The 20806-nt window shown below is 62.9% G+C and carries 22 protein-coding genes; 9 read left to right on the top strand and 13 right to left on the bottom strand.

The window, feature by feature from the left end; all coding sequences use genetic code 11:
• Nucleotides 1-4 precede the first annotated feature (4 nt).
• Entirely contained in the window at nt 5-1183 is a 1179-nt protein-coding gene (locus tag ACWNC0_RS16365; protein WP_449473111.1) for a glycosyltransferase family 4 protein, read from the bottom strand.
• A 121-nt stretch (nt 1184-1304) separates the two neighbouring features.
• Here ACWNC0_RS16365 and ACWNC0_RS16360 point away from each other — a divergent pair, with 121 nt between their 5' ends.
• The 3 genes from ACWNC0_RS16360 to rnr all read left to right on the top strand — a co-directional run bounded on the left by ACWNC0_RS16360 (nt 1305) and on the right by rnr (nt 4635).
• Complete coding sequence (locus tag ACWNC0_RS16360) at nt 1305-1523, top strand: hypervirulence associated TUDOR domain-containing protein (RefSeq protein ID WP_196225914.1); 219 nt, start codon at nt 1305-1307, stop codon at nt 1521-1523.
• A gap of 42 nt (nt 1524-1565) precedes the next feature.
• Nucleotides 1566-2216 (top strand): MOSC domain-containing protein, encoded by a 651-nt coding sequence (locus tag ACWNC0_RS16355; RefSeq protein WP_449473110.1) that lies wholly within the window; start codon nt 1566-1568, stop codon nt 2214-2216.
• 67 nt (nt 2217-2283) lie between these two features.
• Entirely contained in the window at nt 2284-4635 is a 2352-nt protein-coding gene (gene rnr, locus ACWNC0_RS16350) for a ribonuclease R (protein ID WP_449473109.1), read from the top strand.
• Nucleotides 4636-4806: 171 nt separating this feature from the next.
• On the opposite strand, the gene ACWNC0_RS16345 is transcribed toward rnr, so the two are convergent.
• Entirely contained in the window at nt 4807-5262 is a 456-nt protein-coding gene (locus tag ACWNC0_RS16345; protein WP_449473107.1) for a universal stress protein, read from the bottom strand.
• A gap of 208 nt (nt 5263-5470) precedes the next feature.
• On the opposite strand from ACWNC0_RS16345, the gene ACWNC0_RS16340 reads away from it, so the two are divergent.
• The 4 genes from ACWNC0_RS16340 to ACWNC0_RS16325 are packed head-to-tail and all read left to right on the top strand — an operon-like array spanning nt 5471 to nt 9312.
• Complete coding sequence (locus tag ACWNC0_RS16340) at nt 5471-6742, top strand: pyruvate dehydrogenase complex dihydrolipoamide acetyltransferase (protein WP_449473105.1); 1272 nt, start codon at nt 5471-5473, stop codon at nt 6740-6742.
• Nucleotides 6742-7158 (top strand): acyl-CoA thioesterase, encoded by a 417-nt coding sequence (locus tag ACWNC0_RS16335; protein WP_449473104.1) that lies wholly within the window; start codon nt 6742-6744, stop codon nt 7156-7158. Before ACWNC0_RS16340 ends, ACWNC0_RS16335 begins: the two co-directional genes overlap by 1 nt.
• A 5-nt stretch (nt 7159-7163) precedes the next feature.
• On the top strand, nt 7164-8561 hold the full coding sequence (gene lpdA / locus ACWNC0_RS16330; RefSeq protein ID WP_449473102.1) for a dihydrolipoyl dehydrogenase: 1398 nt from the start codon (nt 7164-7166) through the stop codon (nt 8559-8561).
• Nucleotides 8539-9312, top strand: coding sequence for a phosphatase PAP2 family protein (locus ACWNC0_RS16325; protein ID WP_449473100.1), 774 nt, complete (start codon nt 8539-8541; stop codon nt 9310-9312). Before lpdA ends, ACWNC0_RS16325 begins: the two co-directional genes overlap by 23 nt.
• Here the strand turns inward: ACWNC0_RS16325 and ACWNC0_RS16320 are convergent.
• The 11 genes from ACWNC0_RS16320 to ACWNC0_RS16270 all read right to left on the bottom strand — a co-directional run bounded on the left by ACWNC0_RS16320 (nt 9274) and on the right by ACWNC0_RS16270 (nt 18568).
• On the bottom strand, nt 9274-10722 hold the full coding sequence (locus ACWNC0_RS16320) for a DUF2142 domain-containing protein (RefSeq protein WP_449473099.1): 1449 nt from the start codon (nt 10720-10722) through the stop codon (nt 9274-9276). The two genes, ACWNC0_RS16325 and ACWNC0_RS16320, sit on opposite strands and share 39 nt — an antisense overlap.
• A gap of 233 nt (nt 10723-10955) precedes the next feature.
• Complete coding sequence (locus ACWNC0_RS16315; RefSeq protein WP_449473097.1) at nt 10956-11900, bottom strand: hemolysin family protein; 945 nt, start codon at nt 11898-11900, stop codon at nt 10956-10958.
• 8 nt (nt 11901-11908) lie between these two features.
• Nucleotides 11909-12421, bottom strand: a complete 513-nt coding sequence (ybeY, locus tag ACWNC0_RS16310; RefSeq protein WP_449473095.1) for an rRNA maturation RNase YbeY — start codon at nt 12419-12421, stop codon at nt 11909-11911.
• 22 nt (nt 12422-12443) lie between these two features.
• A complete protein-coding gene (locus ACWNC0_RS16305) occupies nt 12444-13448 on the bottom strand; it encodes a PhoH family protein (protein WP_449473093.1) in 1005 nt (334 codons plus the stop codon).
• 122 nt (nt 13449-13570) lie between these two features.
• Nucleotides 13571-14920, bottom strand: a complete 1350-nt coding sequence (miaB, locus tag ACWNC0_RS16300) for a tRNA (N6-isopentenyl adenosine(37)-C2)-methylthiotransferase MiaB (protein WP_449473091.1) — start codon at nt 14918-14920, stop codon at nt 13571-13573.
• 9 nt (nt 14921-14929) lie between these two features.
• On the bottom strand, nt 14930-15688 hold the full coding sequence (locus ACWNC0_RS16295; RefSeq protein ID WP_449473089.1) for a lysophospholipid acyltransferase family protein: 759 nt from the start codon (nt 15686-15688) through the stop codon (nt 14930-14932).
• A gap of 5 nt (nt 15689-15693) precedes the next feature.
• The gene (locus ACWNC0_RS16290; protein WP_196225926.1) at nt 15694-16116 is read right to left on the bottom strand and encodes a Fur family transcriptional regulator; all 423 of its coding nucleotides are present in this window, start codon (nt 16114-16116) and stop codon (nt 15694-15696) included.
• A 120-nt stretch (nt 16117-16236) separates the two neighbouring features.
• Nucleotides 16237-16659 (bottom strand): MucR family transcriptional regulator, encoded by a 423-nt coding sequence (locus ACWNC0_RS16285; RefSeq protein ID WP_449473088.1) that lies wholly within the window; start codon nt 16657-16659, stop codon nt 16237-16239.
• Nucleotides 16660-16771: 112 nt separating this feature from the next.
• Nucleotides 16772-17251: a ribosomal protein S18-alanine N-acetyltransferase gene (rimI, locus tag ACWNC0_RS16280; protein ID WP_449473086.1), complete on the bottom strand. Its 480-nt coding sequence runs from the start codon at nt 17249-17251 to the stop codon at nt 16772-16774.
• Nucleotides 17248-17898, bottom strand: coding sequence for a tRNA (adenosine(37)-N6)-threonylcarbamoyltransferase complex dimerization subunit type 1 TsaB (tsaB, locus tag ACWNC0_RS16275; protein ID WP_449473085.1), 651 nt, complete (start codon nt 17896-17898; stop codon nt 17248-17250). The genes rimI and tsaB overlap by 4 nt, the downstream gene beginning before the upstream one ends.
• Nucleotides 17899-17992: 94 nt before the next feature.
• A complete protein-coding gene (locus tag ACWNC0_RS16270) occupies nt 17993-18568 on the bottom strand; it encodes a NifU family protein (protein ID WP_449473083.1) in 576 nt (191 codons plus the stop codon).
• A 113-nt stretch (nt 18569-18681) separates the two neighbouring features.
• Between ACWNC0_RS16270 and ACWNC0_RS16265 the strand changes: the two genes are divergently transcribed.
• Both ACWNC0_RS16265 and ACWNC0_RS16260 read left to right on the top strand, forming a co-directional pair.
• Nucleotides 18682-19152 carry a pyridoxamine 5'-phosphate oxidase family protein gene (locus tag ACWNC0_RS16265; protein WP_449473081.1) on the top strand — a complete coding sequence of 157 codons (471 nt, stop codon included), beginning with the start codon at nt 18682-18684 and terminating at the stop codon, nt 19150-19152.
• 273 nt (nt 19153-19425) lie between these two features.
• Nucleotides 19426-20802 (top strand): DEAD/DEAH box helicase, encoded by a 1377-nt coding sequence (locus tag ACWNC0_RS16260; protein WP_449473079.1) that lies wholly within the window; start codon nt 19426-19428, stop codon nt 20800-20802.
• Nucleotides 20803-20806 lie beyond the last annotated feature (4 nt).

The following is a 20806-nucleotide window of genomic DNA, read 5'->3' as shown; positions in this document are numbered from 1 at the left end:
CGGTTTAAGGAACCGGGCTGGAGCGCAACCGCGCGCCGTGCGTCCGCTGGCGAATCACGCGGACATAGGTATCGACCAGCGCTTGATTCACCTGATCCCATCCATATCGCTCCGCCTCCGCCATCGCGGCAGCCCCGGCATCGGCCCGCGCGTCAGGATTTGTGCAATAGCTCGCCAACGCATCAGCAAAGGCCCCGATCGCCCCCGGACGGATCAGGCGGCCCGTCACGCCTTCGGTAACCAGGCTTTCGCTACCCGTCGCCCGCGCCGCCACCGTGGGAAGCGCACAAGCCATCGCCTCCAGCGTCACATTGCCGAACGTCTCGGTGATGGAGGGATTGAACAGCATATCCATGCTGGCGACCGCCCGGCCAAGCTCATCGCCCTTTTGAAACCCGGTGAAAACCGCGTCCGGCAGCCGGTTCTGAAACCACTCCCGCGCAGGGCCTTCGCCGATGATCAGCACCTTGTGCCGCACATCGCGCATCTTCAGCTGGTCGATCGCATCGGAAAAGACGTCCAGCCCCTTTTCCATCACCAGACGGCCGATGAAGCCGATCACCGGTTCATCATCTTCTATCCCCAGCGACCGCCGCCACGCCATGTCGCGACGTCCTGGATTGAAGATGTCCCGGTCGATCCCTCGCGTCCAGATGCCGACATCATAGCTCATCCGCTGTTCGCGCAGCAGCTGCGCCATGGACTCCGAAGGCGCGACGATAGCATCGCAACGCCGATAAAATCGCCGCAGCATCGACTCGATCACAGGCTCGAGGAAAGCCAGCCCATAATAGCGCGGATAGGTCTCAAACCGCGTATGGACAGAAGCCACCGCCGGAAGCCCGCTGTTCCTCGCCCATGTCACCGCCCGGTGCCCCAATGGATCAGGGCTCGACACATGAACCAGATTGGGCCGAAACCGCTTCAGGTCGCGCCGGACATGCCCCGACATGCGATAGGGCACGCGATATTCCTTCCGCCCCGGTATCGCCAAGGATGGCGCGCTCACCAGATCACCGGCTGGCTCGAACGCAGGCGTCGCAGTCGTCGGCGAATAAACACGTACGGCCGCGCCCTGACGCAGCAAATAGCCCACGAAGCGGTTGAGCGCCTGGTTCGCGCCATCGCGCACATAATTGTAATTGCCGCTGAAGAGCGCGACGCGAAGGCCAGTAACGTCCATCTGCCGCCCCTTAACCCAGCCAAATGAAAAACCCAAGGGAACCGCATCCCGCAACCGGGATTTTTGTCGTCATCACCGTATCAAAACGCCGCCATGATGTCGCGGCAGGAGAAGGATGAGGATGTCCGAAGCTTTCCGCAGGGGGATGCGCGTTAAGTGGAATTGGGGGCAGGGCGTAGGCCGTGGACGCGTGGCCGAACGGTTCGACCGCCATGTCGAAAAGACGATCGAAGGCGCACTGATCCGCCGGAATGGAACGGCAAAGAACCCCGCCTATCTCGTCCAAACCGACAGCGGCAGCGAAGTATTGAAACTGGCTTCGGAACTGAGCCGCGCCTGACCCCCTCTCGCCAATTTTCCGCGCCGCTGCCATAGGGGCGGAATGGCTGAGCATCTTACCATCGAGGCGTTGCTGACCGGCACGCCCATGCCCTTTCGCGACGGTGACTATAGCGCCATCGCGAAACGGCCAATGGATGGCATCGTCCGGATCGGATGGCAGGGGCTTGAAGGGGACGCTGTCGCCGACCCTGTCCATCATGGCGGGTGGGACAAGGCGATCCACCTCTACCCCCAGGACCATTATGATTGGTGGCGCGAACGCAAGCCCGACCATCCGCTACTTCAGTCCCCCGGCGCTTTCGGTGAAAACATTGCCTCGCTGGGCATGACGGAGGAGGAAATTTGCCTCGGCGACCGCTTCTCCCTCGGCAGCGCGCTGGTGGAGGTCAGCCATGGACGCCAACCCTGCTGGAAGCTGGATCACCGCTTCGGCTCCCGCGACATACTGGCGACCATTGTGAAAACCGGCCGCGCAGGTCTCTATTTCCGCGTACTGCGCGAAGGGGAGGCGGAAGCGAAAGGGCGCATGGAACTGCTCGACCGTCCTTTTCCCGAATGGCCCATCGCACGGGTCTTTCGCCTGCTGATCGGCGGGCGGCACAAGGTTGAACCCGACGCTGTCCGGGCACTGGCGGGCATGCCCGTCCTGGCGGAGGTTTGGCGCGACCGCGCGCGTAAGTTGGTGGAATAACGGGCAGCGCCGCAAATCTCGGCCAAGCCATCTGGTACGCTGCTCGGGCCTTCCCTATAGCTGATCCATGGCATCGACCCAAAAGCAGAAGAAACCCGAAAAAGTCCGGCCCGCCGGCTTCCCCACTCGCGATCAGGTGATGGAATTCGTCACCTCCTCCGATCAACCAGCGGGCAAGCGGGAAATCGCCAAAGCCTTCGGCCTCAAGGGGCAGGAAAAGATCGCGCTGAAAGCGCTGCTGAAGGATATGGCCGACGAAGGGCTGCTGGACATCGGCCCCGCGCGCGCCTTCCACAAAATGGGCGGCGTGCCAAAGGTCACCGTCCTGCGCATCGTCGATGTCGACGGCACGACCCTCATCGCCACCCCTGAACGATGGGAGGCTGAAGGCCAGCCCGCGCCCCGCCTGCGCGTAATGGAACGCGGCAAGAGGGGCGCGTTGACTATCGGCGACCGCATCCTCGCCCGCACGGAAGAGGCCGGGCGCGGCTGGGTTGCCCACCCGATGAAGAAGCTCGCCAAGGCGACCGAGGAACTGCTTGGCGTGGTGGAAGCGGGGGAGGGCGGCAAGCTGTGGCTGCGCCCCGTCGACAAGCGCATCCGCAAGGACACGCCGATCAGCGACGCGGGCAATGCCAGCCCCGGCGATCTCGTTCTGGCCGAACCCGTAGGCCGCCCGCCGCGCATCAGTGCCCGCGTAACCGATATATTGGGCGATCCCTTCGCGCCCCGCAGCTTCAGCCTCATCGCGATCCACAAATATGGCATTCCGCACGTCTTCCCTGAAAAGGTGGAAGATGAGGCTGTCGCCGCCTCGAACATTGCCCTGAATGAGGACAAGCGCGAGGATTTGCGCCACCTGCCCATCGTCGCGATCGACCCCGTCGATGCACGCGATCATGACGACGCCGTCTGGGCCGCACCGGACGAAGACCCCGCCAACCCCGGCGGCTACCGCGCCATCGTCGCCATCGCCGACGTCAGCTACTATGTCCGCCCCGGCAGCGCCCTCGACAAGGAAGCCCGCAAGCGCGGCAACAGCGTCTATTTCCCCGATCTCGTCGTCCCCATGCTGCCGCACCAGCTGTCCTCGGACATGTGCTCGCTACGCGCCGGACAGGACCGCGCAGCCATGGCCTGCCACCTCACCATCGACGCATCCGGCAAGGTCACCAATTGGCATTTCACCCGCGCCATAATCCGCGTCGTCGCCGTCCTGGCCTATGAAGACGCCCAAGCGGCTATAGACGGCACATCTCCCCTCCCGCAGGCCGGAGGGGCCGGGGGTGGGCAAGGCGAAACCTCACCAAATCAACCCGACCTCCTCGAAACCGCCCTAAAACCCCTCTGGTCCTGCTGGAAACTCCTACGCAAAGCCCGCGACAAGCGCGATCCGCTAGCCCTCGACCTCCCCGAACGCCGCGTGGTCCTCGACGAAAACGGCAAGATCGTCAGCGTCGCCGTCCGCGAACGGCTCGACGCGCATATGCTGATCGAAGATTATATGATCGCCGCCAACGTCGCCGCCGCCAAGGCGCTGGAAGGCAAGAAGGCCCCCGTCATGTATCGCGTCCACGAACCGCCCAGCCGTGACAAGCTGGTTGCGCTCAAGGACTATCTCGCGACCTTCGACATCGATTTCGCGCTGGGGCAGGTCATCAAGCCGTCCACCTTCAACCGCCTGATTGACCGCATCGGCGAGGCGGAGGAAAAGCCGCAGATCATGGAGCAGATCCTGCGCAGCCAGACCCAGGCCTATTACAGCCCCGCGAATATGGGCCATTTCGGCCTCGCGCTCGGTTCCTATGCGCATTTCACCTCGCCCATCCGCCGCTACGCCGACTTGCTGGTCCACCGCGCGCTCGTCGGCGGCTACAAGCTTGAACTTCCCGCGCCCAAGGGTGGCGCGCTGCCGGACCGCACCTCGCTCAGCGCGGACGATCATGAAAATATGGGCCGCGTCGGCGAGATGATCAGCCAGTACGAACGCCGCGCGATGGAGGCGGAGCGGGAGACGATCGACCGCTATGTCGCCGCCTTTCTCGCTGCTCATGTTGGCGAAATGGTCAACGCGCGCATCACGGGCGTGCAGAATTTCGGCTTCTTCGCGACGGTGGAGGGGCTAGGGGGTGACGGCCTCGTCCCCGTCTCCACCATGGGCGATGAACGCTTCTTCTTCGACGAAGCAGGCCGCGCGCTGGAAGGCGTGGAGAGCGGCGACCGCTACACCGTCGGCCAGCATCTCCAGCTACGCCTTGCCGAAGCCGACCCGATCAACGGCTCCCTCCGCTTCGAACTCCCCGACGCCCCACCGCAACGGCCGAGCTTCAAGAAGGACAGAACACGTCCCGGCGCGAAACGCGGCCGCCCCGCAAACATCCGGCACATGGGCGCAAAACGCGGCAAGCACCGCCGCTGAGACTTATTCCAATCCCTCTTTTGCGCACCACCTAACCCCGTTCGGGCTGAGCTTGTCGAAGCCCTTTCCTTTCTGGAGAGAAGTAGAACCGTTGGCTATCGCCGCCCTTCGGGTCGACAGGCTCAGGGCGAACGGAAATAGGAGGCGGTGCCAATCTCTAAAGCATAAACCTTAACTCAGCCGATCGATCGCCTCCGCACTCAACCCGCCCGGAATGACCATGATAGGGCAGGGCAACTTCCCCGCGTCCGCCCCCGCAAAGTGCGACACCAGCGCGCCCGGATGCCCGCTCGCCGCCGCCCCCAGCACCAATGCCGCGACATCAGGCATCTCGTCCAGCGTCTCGCGCACCAGTGCCACCGCGTCACCCTGTCGCACGGTAATGCTCGGGCGAATACCGGACTCCTCGGTCAACGTACCTGCCGCGCTGGTGACGAGCGCCTCGGCCCGCTGCCGCGCTTCATCCTCCATCGTCGCCTGTACGCCGCCCCACTGCACGAACTCGGCGGGCGGCACGAGAGCGAGGATGCGGATAGACCCCGCCGTCTTCGCCGCGCGCCGGGCCGCGAAACGCAGCGCCGTCTCCGCCTCCGGCAATTCGTCCACTACAACCAGATAAGTCCGCATAGCTGCCGCACCCCACGCCAAAATGGGCAGCTTGGTCTCCCGCTGCCTTCCTGTCTGAACCCATCTGGTAAATTATGAACCAGTCTGGTGAAATGTGGCGGATTATCGCCCAAGGCGCAAGCCACGCCCTTGACCCTCCCGCGCAAAGGGTCAAAACGGCTTCCAACGCTTACCCGCCCGGCCGGGAAAAGAAGAGAGGCCTTCACGCATGAGCAAGAAAATCCAGATGCCCGCCTTGTCTCCCACGATGGAAGAGGGGACGCTGGCTAAATGGCTGGTGAAGGAAGGCGACACCGTGTCGTCGGGCGATCTGCTCGCCGAGATCGAAACCGACAAGGCCACGATGGAATTTGAAGCCGTGGACGAAGGCAAGATCGCCAAAATCCTCGTCTCCGAAGGCTCCGAAGGCGTGAAGGTCGGCACCGTCATCGCCATCATCGCCGAAGAAGGCGAAGACCTCGCCCAGGCAGCCGAAGGCGACTCCGCTCCCGCCGCCAAGCCAGCCGCCGCCGCGCCCAAGGCCGATCCCGTCCCCGCCAAGGCAGAAGCCCCCGCAGCCAAAGCCGACATGTCCGCCCCCCAGTCCGGCGACCGCGTAAAGGCCAGCCCCCTCGCGCGCCGCATCGCTGAGGAAAAAGGCATCGACCTCGCAAATCTCTCCGGCACCGGTCCCAACGGCCGCATCGTGAAGGCCGATCTGGAAGGCGCTTTGGCCAAGGCTCCCACCGCCGCCCCGGCTCCGGCCGCAGCAGCCCCGGCCCCTGCACCGGCCGCCGCGCAGGACTTCGGCATCCCGCACGAGGTCATCAAGCTCAGCGGCATGCGCAAGACCATCGCCCGCCGCCTGACCGAGTCCAAGCAGCAGGTCCCGCACATCTACCTCACCGTCGACATTCAGCTCGACAAGCTGCTGAAGCTGCGCGGCGAACTCAACGCCGGTCTCGCCAGCCGCAACGTCAAGCTGTCCGTCAACGACCTCCTCATCAAGGCGCTTGGCGTCGCCCTCATCCAGGTCCCCGAATGCAACGTCCAGTTCGCGGGCGACCAGATGCTGCAATTCAGCCGCGCCGACATCAGCGTCGCGGTATCGATCCCCGGCGGCCTCATCACCCCGATCGTGACCGGCGCGGACAGCAAGGGCGTCGCCGCCATCTCGAACGAGATGAAGGATCTCGCCACCCGCGCCAAGGACGGCAAGCTCAAGCCGGAAGAATATCAGGGCGGCACCGCCTCGCTGTCCAACATGGGCATGTTCGGCATCAAGCAGTTCGAAGCCGTCATCAACCCGCCCCAGGCCATGATCATGGCGATCGGCGCAGGCGAAAAGCGGCCCTTCGTCGTCGATGACTCGCTCCAGATCGCGACCGTCATGTCCGCCACCGGCAGCTTCGACCACCGCGCCATCGACGGCTCGGACGGCGCGCGCCTGATGCAGGTCTTCCGCGAACTGGTCGAAAACCCCCTCGGCATGCTCGCCTGATGCGCGCCGCCGACGAGCCGCCGCCGGAGGAAAGCCCGGCGGTACGCGTCATCGCCATGCCCGCCGACACCAATCCCTATGGGGATATTTTCGGCGGCTGGCTGATGAGCCTCATGGACTCGGCAGCAGGCTCCGTCGCCGCGCGCCACAGCAAGGGCCGCGCCGTGACCATCGCCGTCGAAGGCATGACCTTCCTCCGTCCGGTAGTCGTCGGCGACGAAGTTTCGGTCTTCGCCAAGCTCGCTTCGGTCGGCCGCACGTCGATGAAGATCGATGTCGAAGCATGGCGCCGTACCCGCCACGACGACCGATCCTACCGCGTGACCCGCGCCACCTTCACCTTCGTGGCGATCGGAGAGGATCGCCAGCCCCGCACCGTCCCGCCCATGACGGCGGCTTCAGACAAGAGAGACTGAAATCCATGGCTGAAAATTACGACGTCATCGTTCTGGGCTCCGGCCCCGGCGGCTATGTCGCCGCGATCCGCGCGGCGCAGCTGGGCCTCAAGACCGCCATTGTCGAGCGTGAAAATCTCGGCGGCATCTGCCTCAACTGGGGCTGCATCCCGACCAAGGCGCTGCTGCGCTCGGCGGAAATCTTTCACTATATGCAGCATGCGGGCGATTACGGCCTCGCCGCCGAAAAGATCAGCGCGGACATCGCCGCCGTCGTCAAACGCTCGCGCGGCGTCGCCAAGCAACTCAATCAGGGCGTCACGCACCTGATGAAAAAGAACAAGGTCACCGTCCACATGGGCGACGGCAAGCTCACCGGAAAAGGCAAGCTCTCCGTCACCAAGGACGGCAAGACCGAAGAACTGACCGCGAAGAACATCATTCTCGCCACCGGCGCCCGCGCCCGTGATCTGCCCGGCACCCCCGCCGATGGCAAGCGCGTCTGGACCTACCGCCACGCCATGACCCCGCCCGAAATGCCGACTAAGCTGCTCGTCATTGGCTCCGGCGCGATCGGCATCGAATTTGCGAGCTTCTATAACGACATGGGCGCGGACGTCACCGTGGTCGAAATGATGGACCGCGTCGTGCCCGTAGAGGATGCGGACGTCTCCGCCTTCCTCGAAAAGGCGCTGAAGAAGCAGGGCATGACAATCCTGACCAGCGCAGGCGTCAGCGATATTCAGGTCGGCGCCAACGGCATCAAGGCGAAGCTGAAGGACAAAGCGGGCAAGGAAAGCGCCGCCGAATTCAGCCACATGATCGTCGCAATCGGCATCGTCCCCAACACCGAAAATATCGGCCTCAAGGAACTGGGCGTCGCGATGGACGATCGCGGCTTCCTGAAAACCGACGAAATGTGCCGCACCAATGTCGAGGGTCTGTGGGCAATCGGCGACATCACCGCCCCACCATGGCTCGCGCACAAAGCCAGCCATGAAGGCGTCATCACCGCCGAAGCCATTGCAGGCCAGCATCCCCACGCCATGGACCCGCGCAACATTCCCGGCTGCACCTACTGCCACCCGCAGATCGCTTCCGTCGGCCTCACCGAAGCCAAGGCGAAGGAAGCAGGCTATGAGGTAAAGGTCGGCATGTTCCCCTTCATCGGCAATGGCAAGGCGATCGCGCTCGGCGAAGCGGAAGGCTTCACCAAGACCGTGTTCGACGCCAAAACCGGCGAACTGCTGGGCGCCCACATGATCGGCGCGGAAGTCACCGAAATGATCCAGGGCTATACCATCGGCAAGACGCTGGAAACGACCGAAGCGGAACTGATGCACACCGTCTTCCCGCATCCAACCATCTCGGAATCGATGCACGAAAGCGTGCTCGCCGCTTATGGGCGCGCGCTTCATATCTGATCGCCGCTCATGGCAAAGGGGCGCGGGGATATTCCTCCTCGCGCTCCTCGCCGTTCTGGCAATCGCGCTGCTCCAGCGATCCGGCTGGTTCGATCCGCTCAACATCGCCGCGATGAAGGCGGCGGGGGCGGGCAGGGCGGCCGCCCCGTGGATCACACCAATCATGTTCGCGGCCTCGGTCATCGGCGACACGGTTGGGCGACTGCTCATCATGGCCGTCGTGGCGATCGCATTGCTCTACCGCCGACAGCGATATGCCGCCCAATGGCTCGCCCTCGTCACGGTCGGCGGCACCTTCCTCAACACTGGCCTCAAGCAGATTTTCGCCGCGCCGCGCCCCGACCTGCTGCCGCACATCGACATCGTGCATAGCTACAGCTTCCCCAGCGGCCATTCCGCCGGGACCATGATTCTGTTCGGCGCGCTGGCGATGCTGAGGCGTTTGGAACCCGGCGCCCCACCACCACCGTTCGCCCTGAGCTTGTCGAAGGGCTTTCCTTCCTCTTTTAGTAAGAAGAGGGCTTCGACAAGCTCAGCCCGAACGGCGTTGGGTAGTCCAGATAAAAGACACGACGCGTTACCCTACCTCACCGCCGCCCTCATCATCGCCCTAATCGGCACCAGCCGCGTCTGGCTAGGCGTCCACTGGCCGACCGACGTCCTCGCCGGCTGGATCGAGGGCCTGGGCTGGCTATGCCTCTGCCGCTACTGGCTACCAGCGGGGCGAGGGCAGGAGCAGCGCGTCGCTTAGCCGTTCATGCGGGGGCATCCCGTCCGCCGTGACGAAGCCGTGTACCCAGAAGCTGTCATAGGCACTGCCCAGCGCAATCAGCAGCAACAGCAGCGCTGATCCTGCAAAGACCGGTCGCGCGGCTCGCAACCCCGTTTCCGGCATCATCGCCAGCAACACCAAAGGCAGCAGCGGCAGGAAATAGCGCCCCTGCGTCCCCTGCACATAATCGGCCCCCAGCGGCGTGCCCGTCAGATACATCGCCGTTTCGATTAGCAAAGCGGTGCCACCAGCCACAGCCAGCCACCACAGCCTTTGCTCCGCACCGACCCGGACACCCGATCCACTCAAAACAGCCGTCCCCAGCATCACAGCCGCCGGCAGATAGGCGCTAAGCGGCAATAATATCGCATTCCACCCAAAGCGCCCGACGATCTGCAACGCATAAACCGGCGACCGCTCGACAATGCTGGCCGCTAGAACATGGGCATAGGCAACAGGATCAGCCAGAATGACCGCCAGCTGCGCCCCAAGCGGCGCGGTCATGACATTCTCACCGGTCTTGCGCGACACGATATGATAAAGCGCCTGACTACCGCCGGACATTTTCATCCAGCCGATAAAAGCCATCGCTCCCAGCGCCATCGCGCCCAGCAGTAACCACGGCCTTACGTCCCGCCGATGCTGCGGCCATTGCAGCCCCGCCGCCATCAGGGGCAGATACACCCCCTTCGCCAGCGCGAGCAGAGGCGCGGCAATCAGCAGTCCGGCCGACCGGCCCGGATTGCTACCCATTGCGGCAAGGCGCAAGGACAGCGCCAATCCCACAAAGCCCATTCCGTTGATCACGGCGTCAGGCGAAAGCGACCCCGTCTGATAGCAGAATGTCGGGAGCAATGCCGTCCCAAGCAGCGCGCATCGACCAAAGGGCATCAGGCCGAACGCCACCGCCAGCAGGGCGAGGCCCCCAAGCGCATTGACGATCCGTCCCACATAGAAACTCCCCATGCGCGGCAGGCCCAGCGCGTCACCAATCTTCAATCCGGCCGCCGATGGCGCATAAAGCGTCGGCGCATAATTGGCGACATTGGGAAAATCGGCAAAGGCAGTGCCCGGCCGCCCTGCGTCAGCCCTCCACGCCCGCTCCACCATCGCGCGATCAAAGCGCCGCGCCTCGCCCGTAACTTCGGTGGGAAAGTCGATCCCGTGCAGATCCAGCGCAGATCGCGGCAACTCAGCCCCGATCTCCTCGCCCCGCTGCTCCGTCATGACCCGCCCGTCCGCCAGCAAAAGAGCCTTCATATAATGCTGATTTTCGTCGGGTGCCTGAAAAGGGGGCGTAATCACCGCAAACGACAATGTAACGGCGCAGACCAGCGCCAGCAGCCAGCGCTCCAGTCTCGTCACAGGCACGGCAATGGGCGAAAGCATCGCCCGCTCCGAAGAAATCGATAGTCTTTCGTGCCGCAAAAGCCGCTCCACCAGCATAACCCTCTCCCCTTGGGAAGAGGGCAGGGAGAGGGAGCGGCGCAACGCTCGTTGGACTCACACCCTCACCGAATTGCTTTCACCGGAAAGCAACAAGGCAGGCGCAATCCTAACGATCAGCTCTTAACATTTCCCCAGCATTGCCCGCGCTTTCCCTAGTTGCGCAGGCATCCCGCTCATTCGGCTTCATTTTCTTTTTCAACCGGAGGATGGAGCCGCAGCCGTGTCACCCGGCGTCCATCGCTGCTCACGATTTCCAGCTTCCAGCCGCTCTGTTCATGATCCAATATTTCGCCAGCCTCTGGCACCCGCCCGGCAATGACAAAGGCAAGACCGCCCAGCGTATCGACATCTTCCTCGACATCGGCCAGCCGCTCGTCAATCTCCTCGGCGACATCATCCAGTTCGGCGCGGGCGTCCGCTTCCCACAATCCGCCCTCCAGCGGAACGAGCAGGGCCTCGGGCGCATCGTCATGCTCATCCTCGACGTCACCGACGATTTCCTCGACCAGATCCTCGAAAGTCAGCAGGCCCTCGGTCCCCGAATATTCGTCCAGAACGATGGCAAGATGGGTGCGCTTGGCCCGCATTTCGGCCAGCAGATCCAATGCGCCCATGCTCTCGGGCACATAAAGCGGCTGACGGATCAGAGGCTCCAGACTGTCTGGAACGGGCGATTTGCCCGCCAATATCGCAAAGGCGTCGCGGATGTGGACCATGCCCACGATGGTATCCAGCGTCTCGCGATAGACCGGAATACGGCTGTGCCCCGCTTCGGCGAACAGCGCCGCCAGTTCGGCAAAGCTCGCCCGTTCCTCGATCGCGATGATGTCGGCGCGCGGCACGGCGACGTCATCGACCGTATGCTCGGAAAAATGCAGCAGGTTGCGAACCATTTGCCGCTCTATCGCCGACAGGTCGCCTTTGGCCGCGGCAGGCGCGCGTTCGTCCTGCGCATCCTCATCATAATCGTCGAGCGCTTCTTCCAGCTCGCGCCGTAGGCTGGGGCTCTCCTCCTCACCGAACAGCAGCGACTTCAGGCCGCTCCATAAACCGCCCTCGTGACTACTACTGTCCAATTCCTTTGAACCGTTGCCGTCCTTCGGACTGCCCTCAGCCATCGTTCTTCCTATTGTCCTGTCAGGCGATCCCCATAGGGATCGGAAATGCCAAGGCTCAGCAACGACTGCGTCTCCAACGCCTCCATCGCCTCTGCCTCGGCATCCTCCATATGATCATATCCCAGCAAATGGAAAGTCCCATGGATGATCAGATGGGTGGCATGTTCGGACACTGATATGCCTTTTTCCGCCGCCTCGCTGGCACACACCCCCTCCGCCAGCACGATATCGCCCAGCAGAACCTCGCCATCGTCGGTGTTGCCGGTGCCTTCCAGCAGGTCGGACTGCACCATCGGGAATGACAGGACGTTGGTCGGCTTGTCCTTGTCGCGATAGGCGCGGTTCAGCTGATGCACCTCCTCGTCGCTGGTCAGCTTGACGGCGACCTCATACAGCGCCTGGTCCGTGGCGAAGGCCGCATAAGGGCTGTGGGTGATCGCCGCGACGACCGCCCGCTGCGCCAGCAACTCCCAATCCTCATCCGGCCAGCCTTCATCATGAAGGACCGCAACTTCAATCATCTATGTGCGCTCCACTGTCCAATCACGCATCCGGCCCCTCATAAGCCTGCACGATCCGCCCCACGACCGGATGGCGTACGACATCGCCGATGCCAAACGGCACCACGGAAATGCCATCCACTCCCTCCAGCCGCGCGACCGCGTCCGCGAGGCCGGAAATCCCCGGCTGCGGCAAATCGACCTGACGCGGATCGCCGCAGATCACCATCCGGCTCCCTTCGCCAAATCTGGTGAGGAACATCTTCATCTGCGCGATGGTCGTGTTCTGCGCCTCGTCCAGCACGATGAAGGCGTTGGCCAGCGTCCGCCCGCGCATGAAGGCCAGCGGCGCGATCTCTATCTCCCCGCTCGCGATCCGCCGCTCCACCTGTTCGGCGGGGAGCGTGTCATAGAGCGCGTCATAGATCGGCCGCAGATAGGGATCGACCTTCTCCTTCATGTCCCCGGGCAGGAATCCCAGCCGCTCGCCCGCCTCGACCGCAGGGCGCGACAGGATCAGCCGATCCACGCTGCCCGTGATCAGCTGGCTCACCGCCTGCGCGACGGCGAGATAGGTCTTGCCCGTCCCTGCCGGACCCAGCGCGAAGATGATGTCGTTCCGGGTCAGCGCCTCCATATAGGTGACCTGCGTCGCGGAGCGCGGCACGATCGTCTTCTTGCGCGTGCGAATCATCACCTTGGGCGGTTCGGCGACATCGTGCCGGATGATGCCGTCCAGCATCGGTTCGGCCGACATGGCGATCACCGCCTCGACCGCGCCGCTGTCAATCTCCTGCCCGGCGGCGATCCGGTTATAGAGCCCCGTCATCACGTCCCGCGCCCGCGCCGCCGCTTCAGCATCACCCTCGATCTGAAGCTTATTCCCCCGCGCCGCGATATAAACGCCCAGCCGGTTTTCGATCGCCACCAGATTCTGGTCATATTGCCCGAACAGCGCGCCCAAAAGGTGCGGCTTCTCGAAAGTCACTTCCAACCGCGCGCGTTCAGCAACGTCCACGCGATGATTTTGGTTCGGTTTCTTGGACATTCAGCAGCCTCCCTTTCCATCCGTCACAACCGCGCTGGCGGTTATCCATCTCCTGGTCTTCGATCCCGGTGGACAGGGTCGGAGATGGGTTCCTGCAGAAGCGGGAACGACGGGTTTTGGGTTCAAGCGGCTTTCCTCCTGCTGAGTTCGCCGGCCAGACTGTTCGGACCGGCACTGATGATATCCACTTCGACCATGTCACCGATGACAAGTTCCGGCGCTGTGACATGGACAGATTGCAGCCAAGGCGTCTTCCCGATCAGCTGCCCCGGATGACGCCCCTTGCGCTCCAGCAATATCTCGGTCGTGCGGCCCACCGTCGCGGCGTTGAAGTCCACCTGATGCCGGTTGATCGCCGCCTGTAGCCGCGCCAGCCGCTCGTCCATCACCGCCGCCGCAATCTGCCCGCCCATGTCCGCCGCGGGCGTGCCGGGGCGCGGGCTATATTTGAACGAATAGCATTGCGCATAACGCACCTGCTCGACGATCTTCAGCGTATCCTCAAACTCCGCATCCGTCTCGCCCGGAAAGCCGACGATGAAGTCGCCCGACAGCGCGATGTCGGGGCGCACCTGCCGCACCCGCTCGATGATCCGCAAATAGCTTTCCACATCATGGCTGCGGTTCATCGCCTTCAATATGCGATCATTGCCAGACTGCACCGGCAGATGCAGGAAAGGCATCAGCTTCGCCTCTTCGCCATGCGCAGCGATCAGCCCATCGCTCATGTCGTTGGGATGGCTGGTCGTGTAGCGGATGCGCGCCAGCCCGCCAATCTTCGCCAATTCGCGCACAAGGCCATCCATACCCTGCATGCGGCCCTTGTCATCCTCGCCAGCCCAGGCATTCACATTCTGCCCCAGCAGCGTGATCTCCCGCACGCCGCCATCAACCAGAGCCTTGGCTTCGTCCAGGATCGCGCCCCAAGTCCGGCTGATCTCCGCCCCGCGCGTATAGGGCACCACGCAATAGGTGCAGAATTTGTCGCACCCTTCCATGATCGTCAGGAATGCGGTGGGCCGAGCCTGCTTCGTCCGCCCCGGCAGGGCAGAGAATTTCGACGCCAGCGGCATGTCGGTATCCACCGCCTCCTCGCCACGCCCGGCCTTCTCGATCAGGTCAGGCAGCCGATGATAAGCCTGCGGACCCACCACAATATCAACAGTCTTCGCCCGGCGGCTGATCTCGCCGCCTTCCGCCTGCGCGACACAGCCAGCGACCGCGATCATCGGCCGCGTCCCATCCTCGCGGTTCAAGCGGCCAATGTCCGAATAGACCTTATCCACCGCCTTTTCGCGAATATGGCAGGTGTTGAGGATGACCAGATCCGCCTCGGCTCCATCGGCCGCTGCGGTCATGCCCCGTTCGCCCAGCATCTCGGCCATGCGCTCGCCATCATAGACGTTCATCTGGCAGCCGAAGGATTTGACGTGGAATGTCGCTGGAGTCTTTGGGGCGTCGTTACGATTCATGCCGTCCACCTATACAGGGGCCACGACCGGAGTGAAAGGCGGCAGGTGCATCGCAATGCTCGCGGCGATCCTTTCGCGCGCCACTGCCGCTAACTGCTTGCGATCGGGGTAAAGCGCCGGATCGAACGGCTCCAGAAAACGCAGCGTGACGTTCAGCCTGCCGCGCCGTTCCAGCAGCCGCCGCACATTCTGCCCCGCCGGTTCGTCACTATGCCACGCAATCTCCGCCGTGGCCGCGCCATAGTCGATATGCACCGGCTGGATCATCACCGCGCGCGGTGGCGGCAGCAGAACCGCCAGCAGCGACGGCTTGAACGGCAGCAGGCCCTGCCCATCGCTGGTCGTACCCTCTGGGAACAGCGCAACCGGTTGATGCCCCGCCAGGGCCGTGCGCAGCGCCTCAATCTGTCCGCCCAGCGCGCCCCGCCGATTCCGCGCCACGAACAGCGTATTATTCTGCGCAGCCAGCCACCCGACGATCGGCCAGCCCGCAATCCCGTCATGCGCGACGAAGGCGGCGCCGGTTGCACCGCCCAGCGCCAATATATCGACCCAGCTGACATGATTGGCGATGATGAAGCTGTCGCCGTGAAATGGATGCCCCTCTACCCGCACCCGCGCGCCGACGGCCCTTGCCGCCATTCCCAGAAAGCGGGGAGGCCAGGGGGATCGGGCACCAAATGCCCGCCATAACAGATGCGGGATCAGGCAAAGCAGCAGGCATGCCGCCAGAGCGCTCAGCCGATAAAGAAAGCGCAGCCGCCGCAAGGCTGTCAGTTCTTGCGGTCCAACGATACGCCGTACAATTCCATGCGATGATCGACCAGGCGGAAACCCAGCTTTTCGGCGATCTGCTTCTGCAACTGTTCCAGTTCGGGATCGACGAACTCAATAACATTGCCGGTCTCGACATCGATCAGATGGTCGTGATGCGCTTCGGGCGCTGCCTCATAACGGGCGCGTCCATCGCCAAAGTCGTGCCGCTCCAAAATGCCCGCCTCTTCGAACAGGCGGACGGTGCGGTACACGGTCGCGATCGAAATGCCCGGATCGATGGCGGACGATCGCTTGTGCAGTTCCTCCACATCGGGATGGTCCACCGCGTCACTCAGCACCTGAGCGATCACGCGGCGCTGTTCGGTGATGCGCAGGCCCTTCTCATGGCAAAGGGCTTCTACATCGATCTTGCGGTTCATGCGGGCTCGCTCATTCAGGTGTGTCGGATAATCAGCGGAAATCTAGCGGCATAACCACCATTATAAAAGGGGCGCATGGCAAATGCGCCCCTCTCATCGCGGATCGGCCGCAGTTGCTGCTTATTTCGCGCGGGTGCGGCGGCGCTTTGTCCCAAGGCCGATCTTCTTCGCCAGCGAACGACGCTGTTCGGCATAGTTGGGTGCGACCATCGGATAGTCGGCGGGAAGGCCCCACTTTGCGCGATAATCGTCCGGCGTCATCTGATAATGGGTCATCAGGTGGCGCTTCAGCATCTTCAACTTCTTGCCGTCTTCCAGGCAGATAATATAGTCGGGCTTGATCGAAGAACGCACCGACACCGCTGGTTCCGGCTTCACTTCCGGGACGGCAACGGGCTTGGTCAGACCAGAAAGGGCGGCGTGAACGTTCTGGATGAGCGTCGAAACGTCAGACACGGCGACACTGTTGTTTGAAACATGTGCTGCAACAATGTCCGAAGTCAAAGTAATGAGCAGCTCGCTCTGGGCTGATTCGATTTCCATTTCTTTTATCCCGCGAATGCTGAATTGAGTGCGACCCGCCCAGGTGAATTCGTTTCAGGAGCGGTATGTCGGCGTTATACCCGGATACGCCGATTAGCAAGGGCGATCCAGTCTATCCCAGCATTTCTATACGAAAACTCAGGGCATCGTGAAGTTGTCCGTCGGCACCCCGGTAGTAACCGGGACGCCTATGCACATATTCGAACCCTGCTTTTTCATATAGTTTGATCGCTGTATTTGACGAACGGACTTCGAGATTCATCGACTTGATGCCTCGCCGTCGCGCCGTCTTCAAACTATCGACCAACAGTTCCCGGCCAATGCCCCGTCCGCGCCACGCCGGATGGACGGCCAGCAGCAGCAGTTCGCATTCGTCCAGCACCGACCGGACCAGCGCGAAACCCATCGCCGCCGCATCCACCCGCGCGATCGTCAGCCAGGTGCCCGGCATCATCATGACGCCGGAAAGCTGTGGCAGCGTCCATGCCTCGCCATAAGCGGGGTCGAATGCCTCCGCCATGACATCCATCGCGTCGGCCAGCGCGTTGCGCTCGCCATCCTCATATATGTCCAGCGTCAGGCCGGGGGTCATGAACGGCCCTGCTGCGGGGCAGGCTGCCTCATGGGCTGCGCGTCGGCATCGCGGCAGTAAATGGGGGAGGGCGGAAGCGATGGTAGCGCCGCGATCAACGGATAATCGGCGGAGTTGGGATAAAGGCTGACGGCCGTTCCATGGCCACGCGCGGTCACCAATGCTTCGGCGCCCGTGCCATATATCACCGGCTGCTCCAGTATCGTGGCAAGCGTCGCGATCGGGGTGGACGCGGGCTGGGTGATGGCGGTCAGACCATCGGCTTCAAAACATTGCCAGAACAGTTCGCCATGCCCCCCCGTAATGGTGACCGCGATCGGCCCGCCATCCTGATGCTGATCCTGACCTTGGGCCGCCTTGGCCGCGATCAGCGACAGCGCGCAATAACCCTGTATGGGCAGCGACCATGCGAGGGCAAGCGCTCTAGCCGCCGCTATGCCGATGCGTACGCCAGTGAAGCTTCCGGGGCCAAGGTCCACCGCAATCGCGTTCGCCCGGCCGCCGTCGGGCAGGGCGGCTATTGCGGGCACCAGCGCTTCGGCATGACCCCGGCCGACTATCTCATGGAAATGGCCTATTGCCTTGCCGTCCTCCATCAGCGCCACGGACAGCGCCTGCGTAGCGGTGTCGATGACGAGAGTGCGCAAGAAAATCCCCTGTGAAAACCGGCGTGGGAGCGGGCGGCCTATGGCAAGCGGTTAGTCGATCGCGATCGTTTTGCCAAACGCCGCCGCGGCTATTTCAGACGGCGCGCACTTCCGTCACTTCCGGGACATAATGTTTGAGCAGTTGCTCGATCCCGTTCTTCAACGTGGCGCTTGAGGAAGGGCAACCGGAACAGGCGCCCTGCATCCGCAAATAGACCGTCCCGCGCTCAAAGCCGCGATAAACGATGTCGCCGCCGTCATTGGCGACGGCGGGCCGAACGCGCGTGTCGATAAGGTCGCGGATCTGCGCGACGATCTCCGCGTCGGCTGGATCATCGGTGAACTGCTCTTCCTCTTCGGGGATGAAGATTTCGCCCGCCGATCCGGGGGTGAACAGCGGCATGTTCGCCGAAAAATGCTCCAGCAGGATCGACAGGATGTCGGGCTTCACATCGCTCCACTGAGCGCCCGGCGCTATGGTGACGGAGATGAAGTCGCCGCCGAAAAACACGCCGGTGACGTCGCCAAGGCCAAAAAGGGCGTCGGCAAGCGGAGAGGCTTCCGCTTCCTCGGGCGTCGCGAAATCGCGCGTACCCATGCCCATGACGACCCGGCCGGGAATGAACTTGACGGTTGCCGGATTTGGCGTTGGTTCGGTCTCGATCAGCATGGCCGCTATGTGGAGAGAAGCTTGCTCAAGATCAAGCGTCCAGACGGGCTTTTGGGGAACTTCGCAAGATGCTGGCGATTAAATGCATATCAGCATGAGCAGGAGACAGAAGGATGAGCACCGAATCCGATATCCGCCACCGTTTCTGGACCGAATTGTCGCAGAGCCCATTTCTGATGATCGGTTTGCAGGGATCGCATGAACATAGCCTGCCCATGACGGCGCAGCTCGACCCCGGTGCCAACCATTGCTTCTGGTTCTACACCACCCGGGACAATCGTCTGGCGAAGGGCGGCCCGGCCATGGCGCAGTTTGCGGGGAAGGGCCATTATCTGTTCGCCTGCATCGACGGCACTCTTGTGGAGGAAACCGACCCGGCGGTGATCGACCGCTATTGGACCCACGAAGTCGCGGCCTGGTATCCCGGCGGGCGGCAGGACCCCAATCTGCTCATGCTCCGCTTTGATCTTGGCCATGCGGAAATCTGGCGCGCGGACATGTCGCTGGGCGGCGTCTTCAAACAATTGTTCGGCGGCGACGTGCGCGACGAAATGCGCGGCAAACATGTGGAAGTGTCGCTCTGAAATCTTCCTAAGGGCTTCGTTTCGGCGAAGCCCTTGCTTTTTTGCATGAATGAAAGCATATGCGGCGCAACGCAGCGGGCGGCCTTCATGGCCCATCAGCGATTGGCAGCGTGATCGTCCCGACCCTTGAGGGGTGACGGGGCCGGCCAATGAAAGTCTGCGCCAAGCTTTTGAGGCTTCCCTATTCACGCGGGTCGTTTCGCAACCCGCTTTGCGTCCAGTTGCGATTCGCAACCTATGGGCGTCTGAGCCTTTTAATTCGAGAGTTCATTCATGCAATTCACCGACCTTGGTCTCGCCGAGCCCATCCTGAAGGCGCTCGCCGCCAAGAATTACGCCAACCCCACCCCCATCCAGACGCAGGCCATTCCCGTCCTGCTTCAGGGCAAGGACCTGTGCGGCATCGCCCAGACCGGCACTGGCAAGACCGCTGCCTTCGCGCTGCCCAGCCTCGACCACTTCGCCCGCAATCCCAAGCCGACGCCGCTTCAGGGCTGCCGGATGCTGGTTCTGTCGCCCACCCGCGAACTCGCGGCACAGATCGCCCAGAGCTTCCGCGACTATGGCCGCTTCCTCAAGCTGTCGGTCGAAGTCGTCTTCGGCGGCGTCCCCATCAACCGTCAGATCCGCGCACTCGGCCGGGGTGTCGACATCGTCGTCGCCACGCCGGGCCGTCTCCTCGACCTGATCGACCAGCGCGCCTTCACCATCAAGGACACAGAAATCTTCGTCCTCGACGAAGCCGATCAGATGATGGACATGGGCTTCATCCATCCGCTCAAGCGCATCGCCAAACTGCTTCCCAAGGAACGGCAGAACCTCTTCTTCTCCGCCACCATGCCCGGCGAGATCGAAGCGCTGGCCGCCCAGTTCCTCAACAATCCCGTCAAGGTCAGCGTCGCACCGCAGTCCACAACGGCCGAGCGCGTCCGGCAGCAAGCGACCTTCGTCAATCAGGCGGAAAAGCAGGCGCTCCTCACTCTCACGGTTCGCAACGAGCCGATCGACCGCGCGCTGATCTTCACCCGCACCAAGCACGGCGCCGACCGCGTTGTCCGCTTCCTGGAAGGCGCGGGCATCCAGGCCGTCGCGATCCATGGCAATAAGAGCCAGGGCCAGCGCACGACAGCCCTTCAGGCATTCCGTCACGGCCATGTTAAGCTGCTCGTCGCCACCGACATCGCTGCGCGCGGCATTGACGTGTCGGGCGTGAGCCACGTGATCAATTTCGAGCTTCCCAATGTCCCCGAACAATATGTCCATCGCATCGGCCGCACCGCGCGGGCAGGCGCGGAAGGTATCGCGATCAGCTTCGTGGCTGATGATGAACGGCCCTATCTCAAGGCGATCGAGCGCACCGCAAAGGTGAAGCTCGAGATCGTGCCCTTGCCTGACAATTTCGTAGAAGCCGTCCGCAACCTCCCGAAGGCGGCGCCTCAGCGTAAAGGCCGCGAGCAAACGCCGGAACAGAAGACGCGCCGGGCCGATGGCCAGCGCCGCTATCAGGACCAGCAGAAGCAACAGCGCGGCACGGCCGAACGGGCTCACCGCCCCGATGGAGAGGCAAAGCCCGCGAAGAAGAACTTCCGTCGCAACCGGAGCGGAGTAGGCGCGCACAAGGGTGCTGTGCAAAAAACCAGCGGCCGTTAAATTT

This window comes from Sphingobium chungangianum, assembly GCF_977014255.1.
This window is presented reverse-complemented; position numbering and strand designations above follow the sequence as displayed.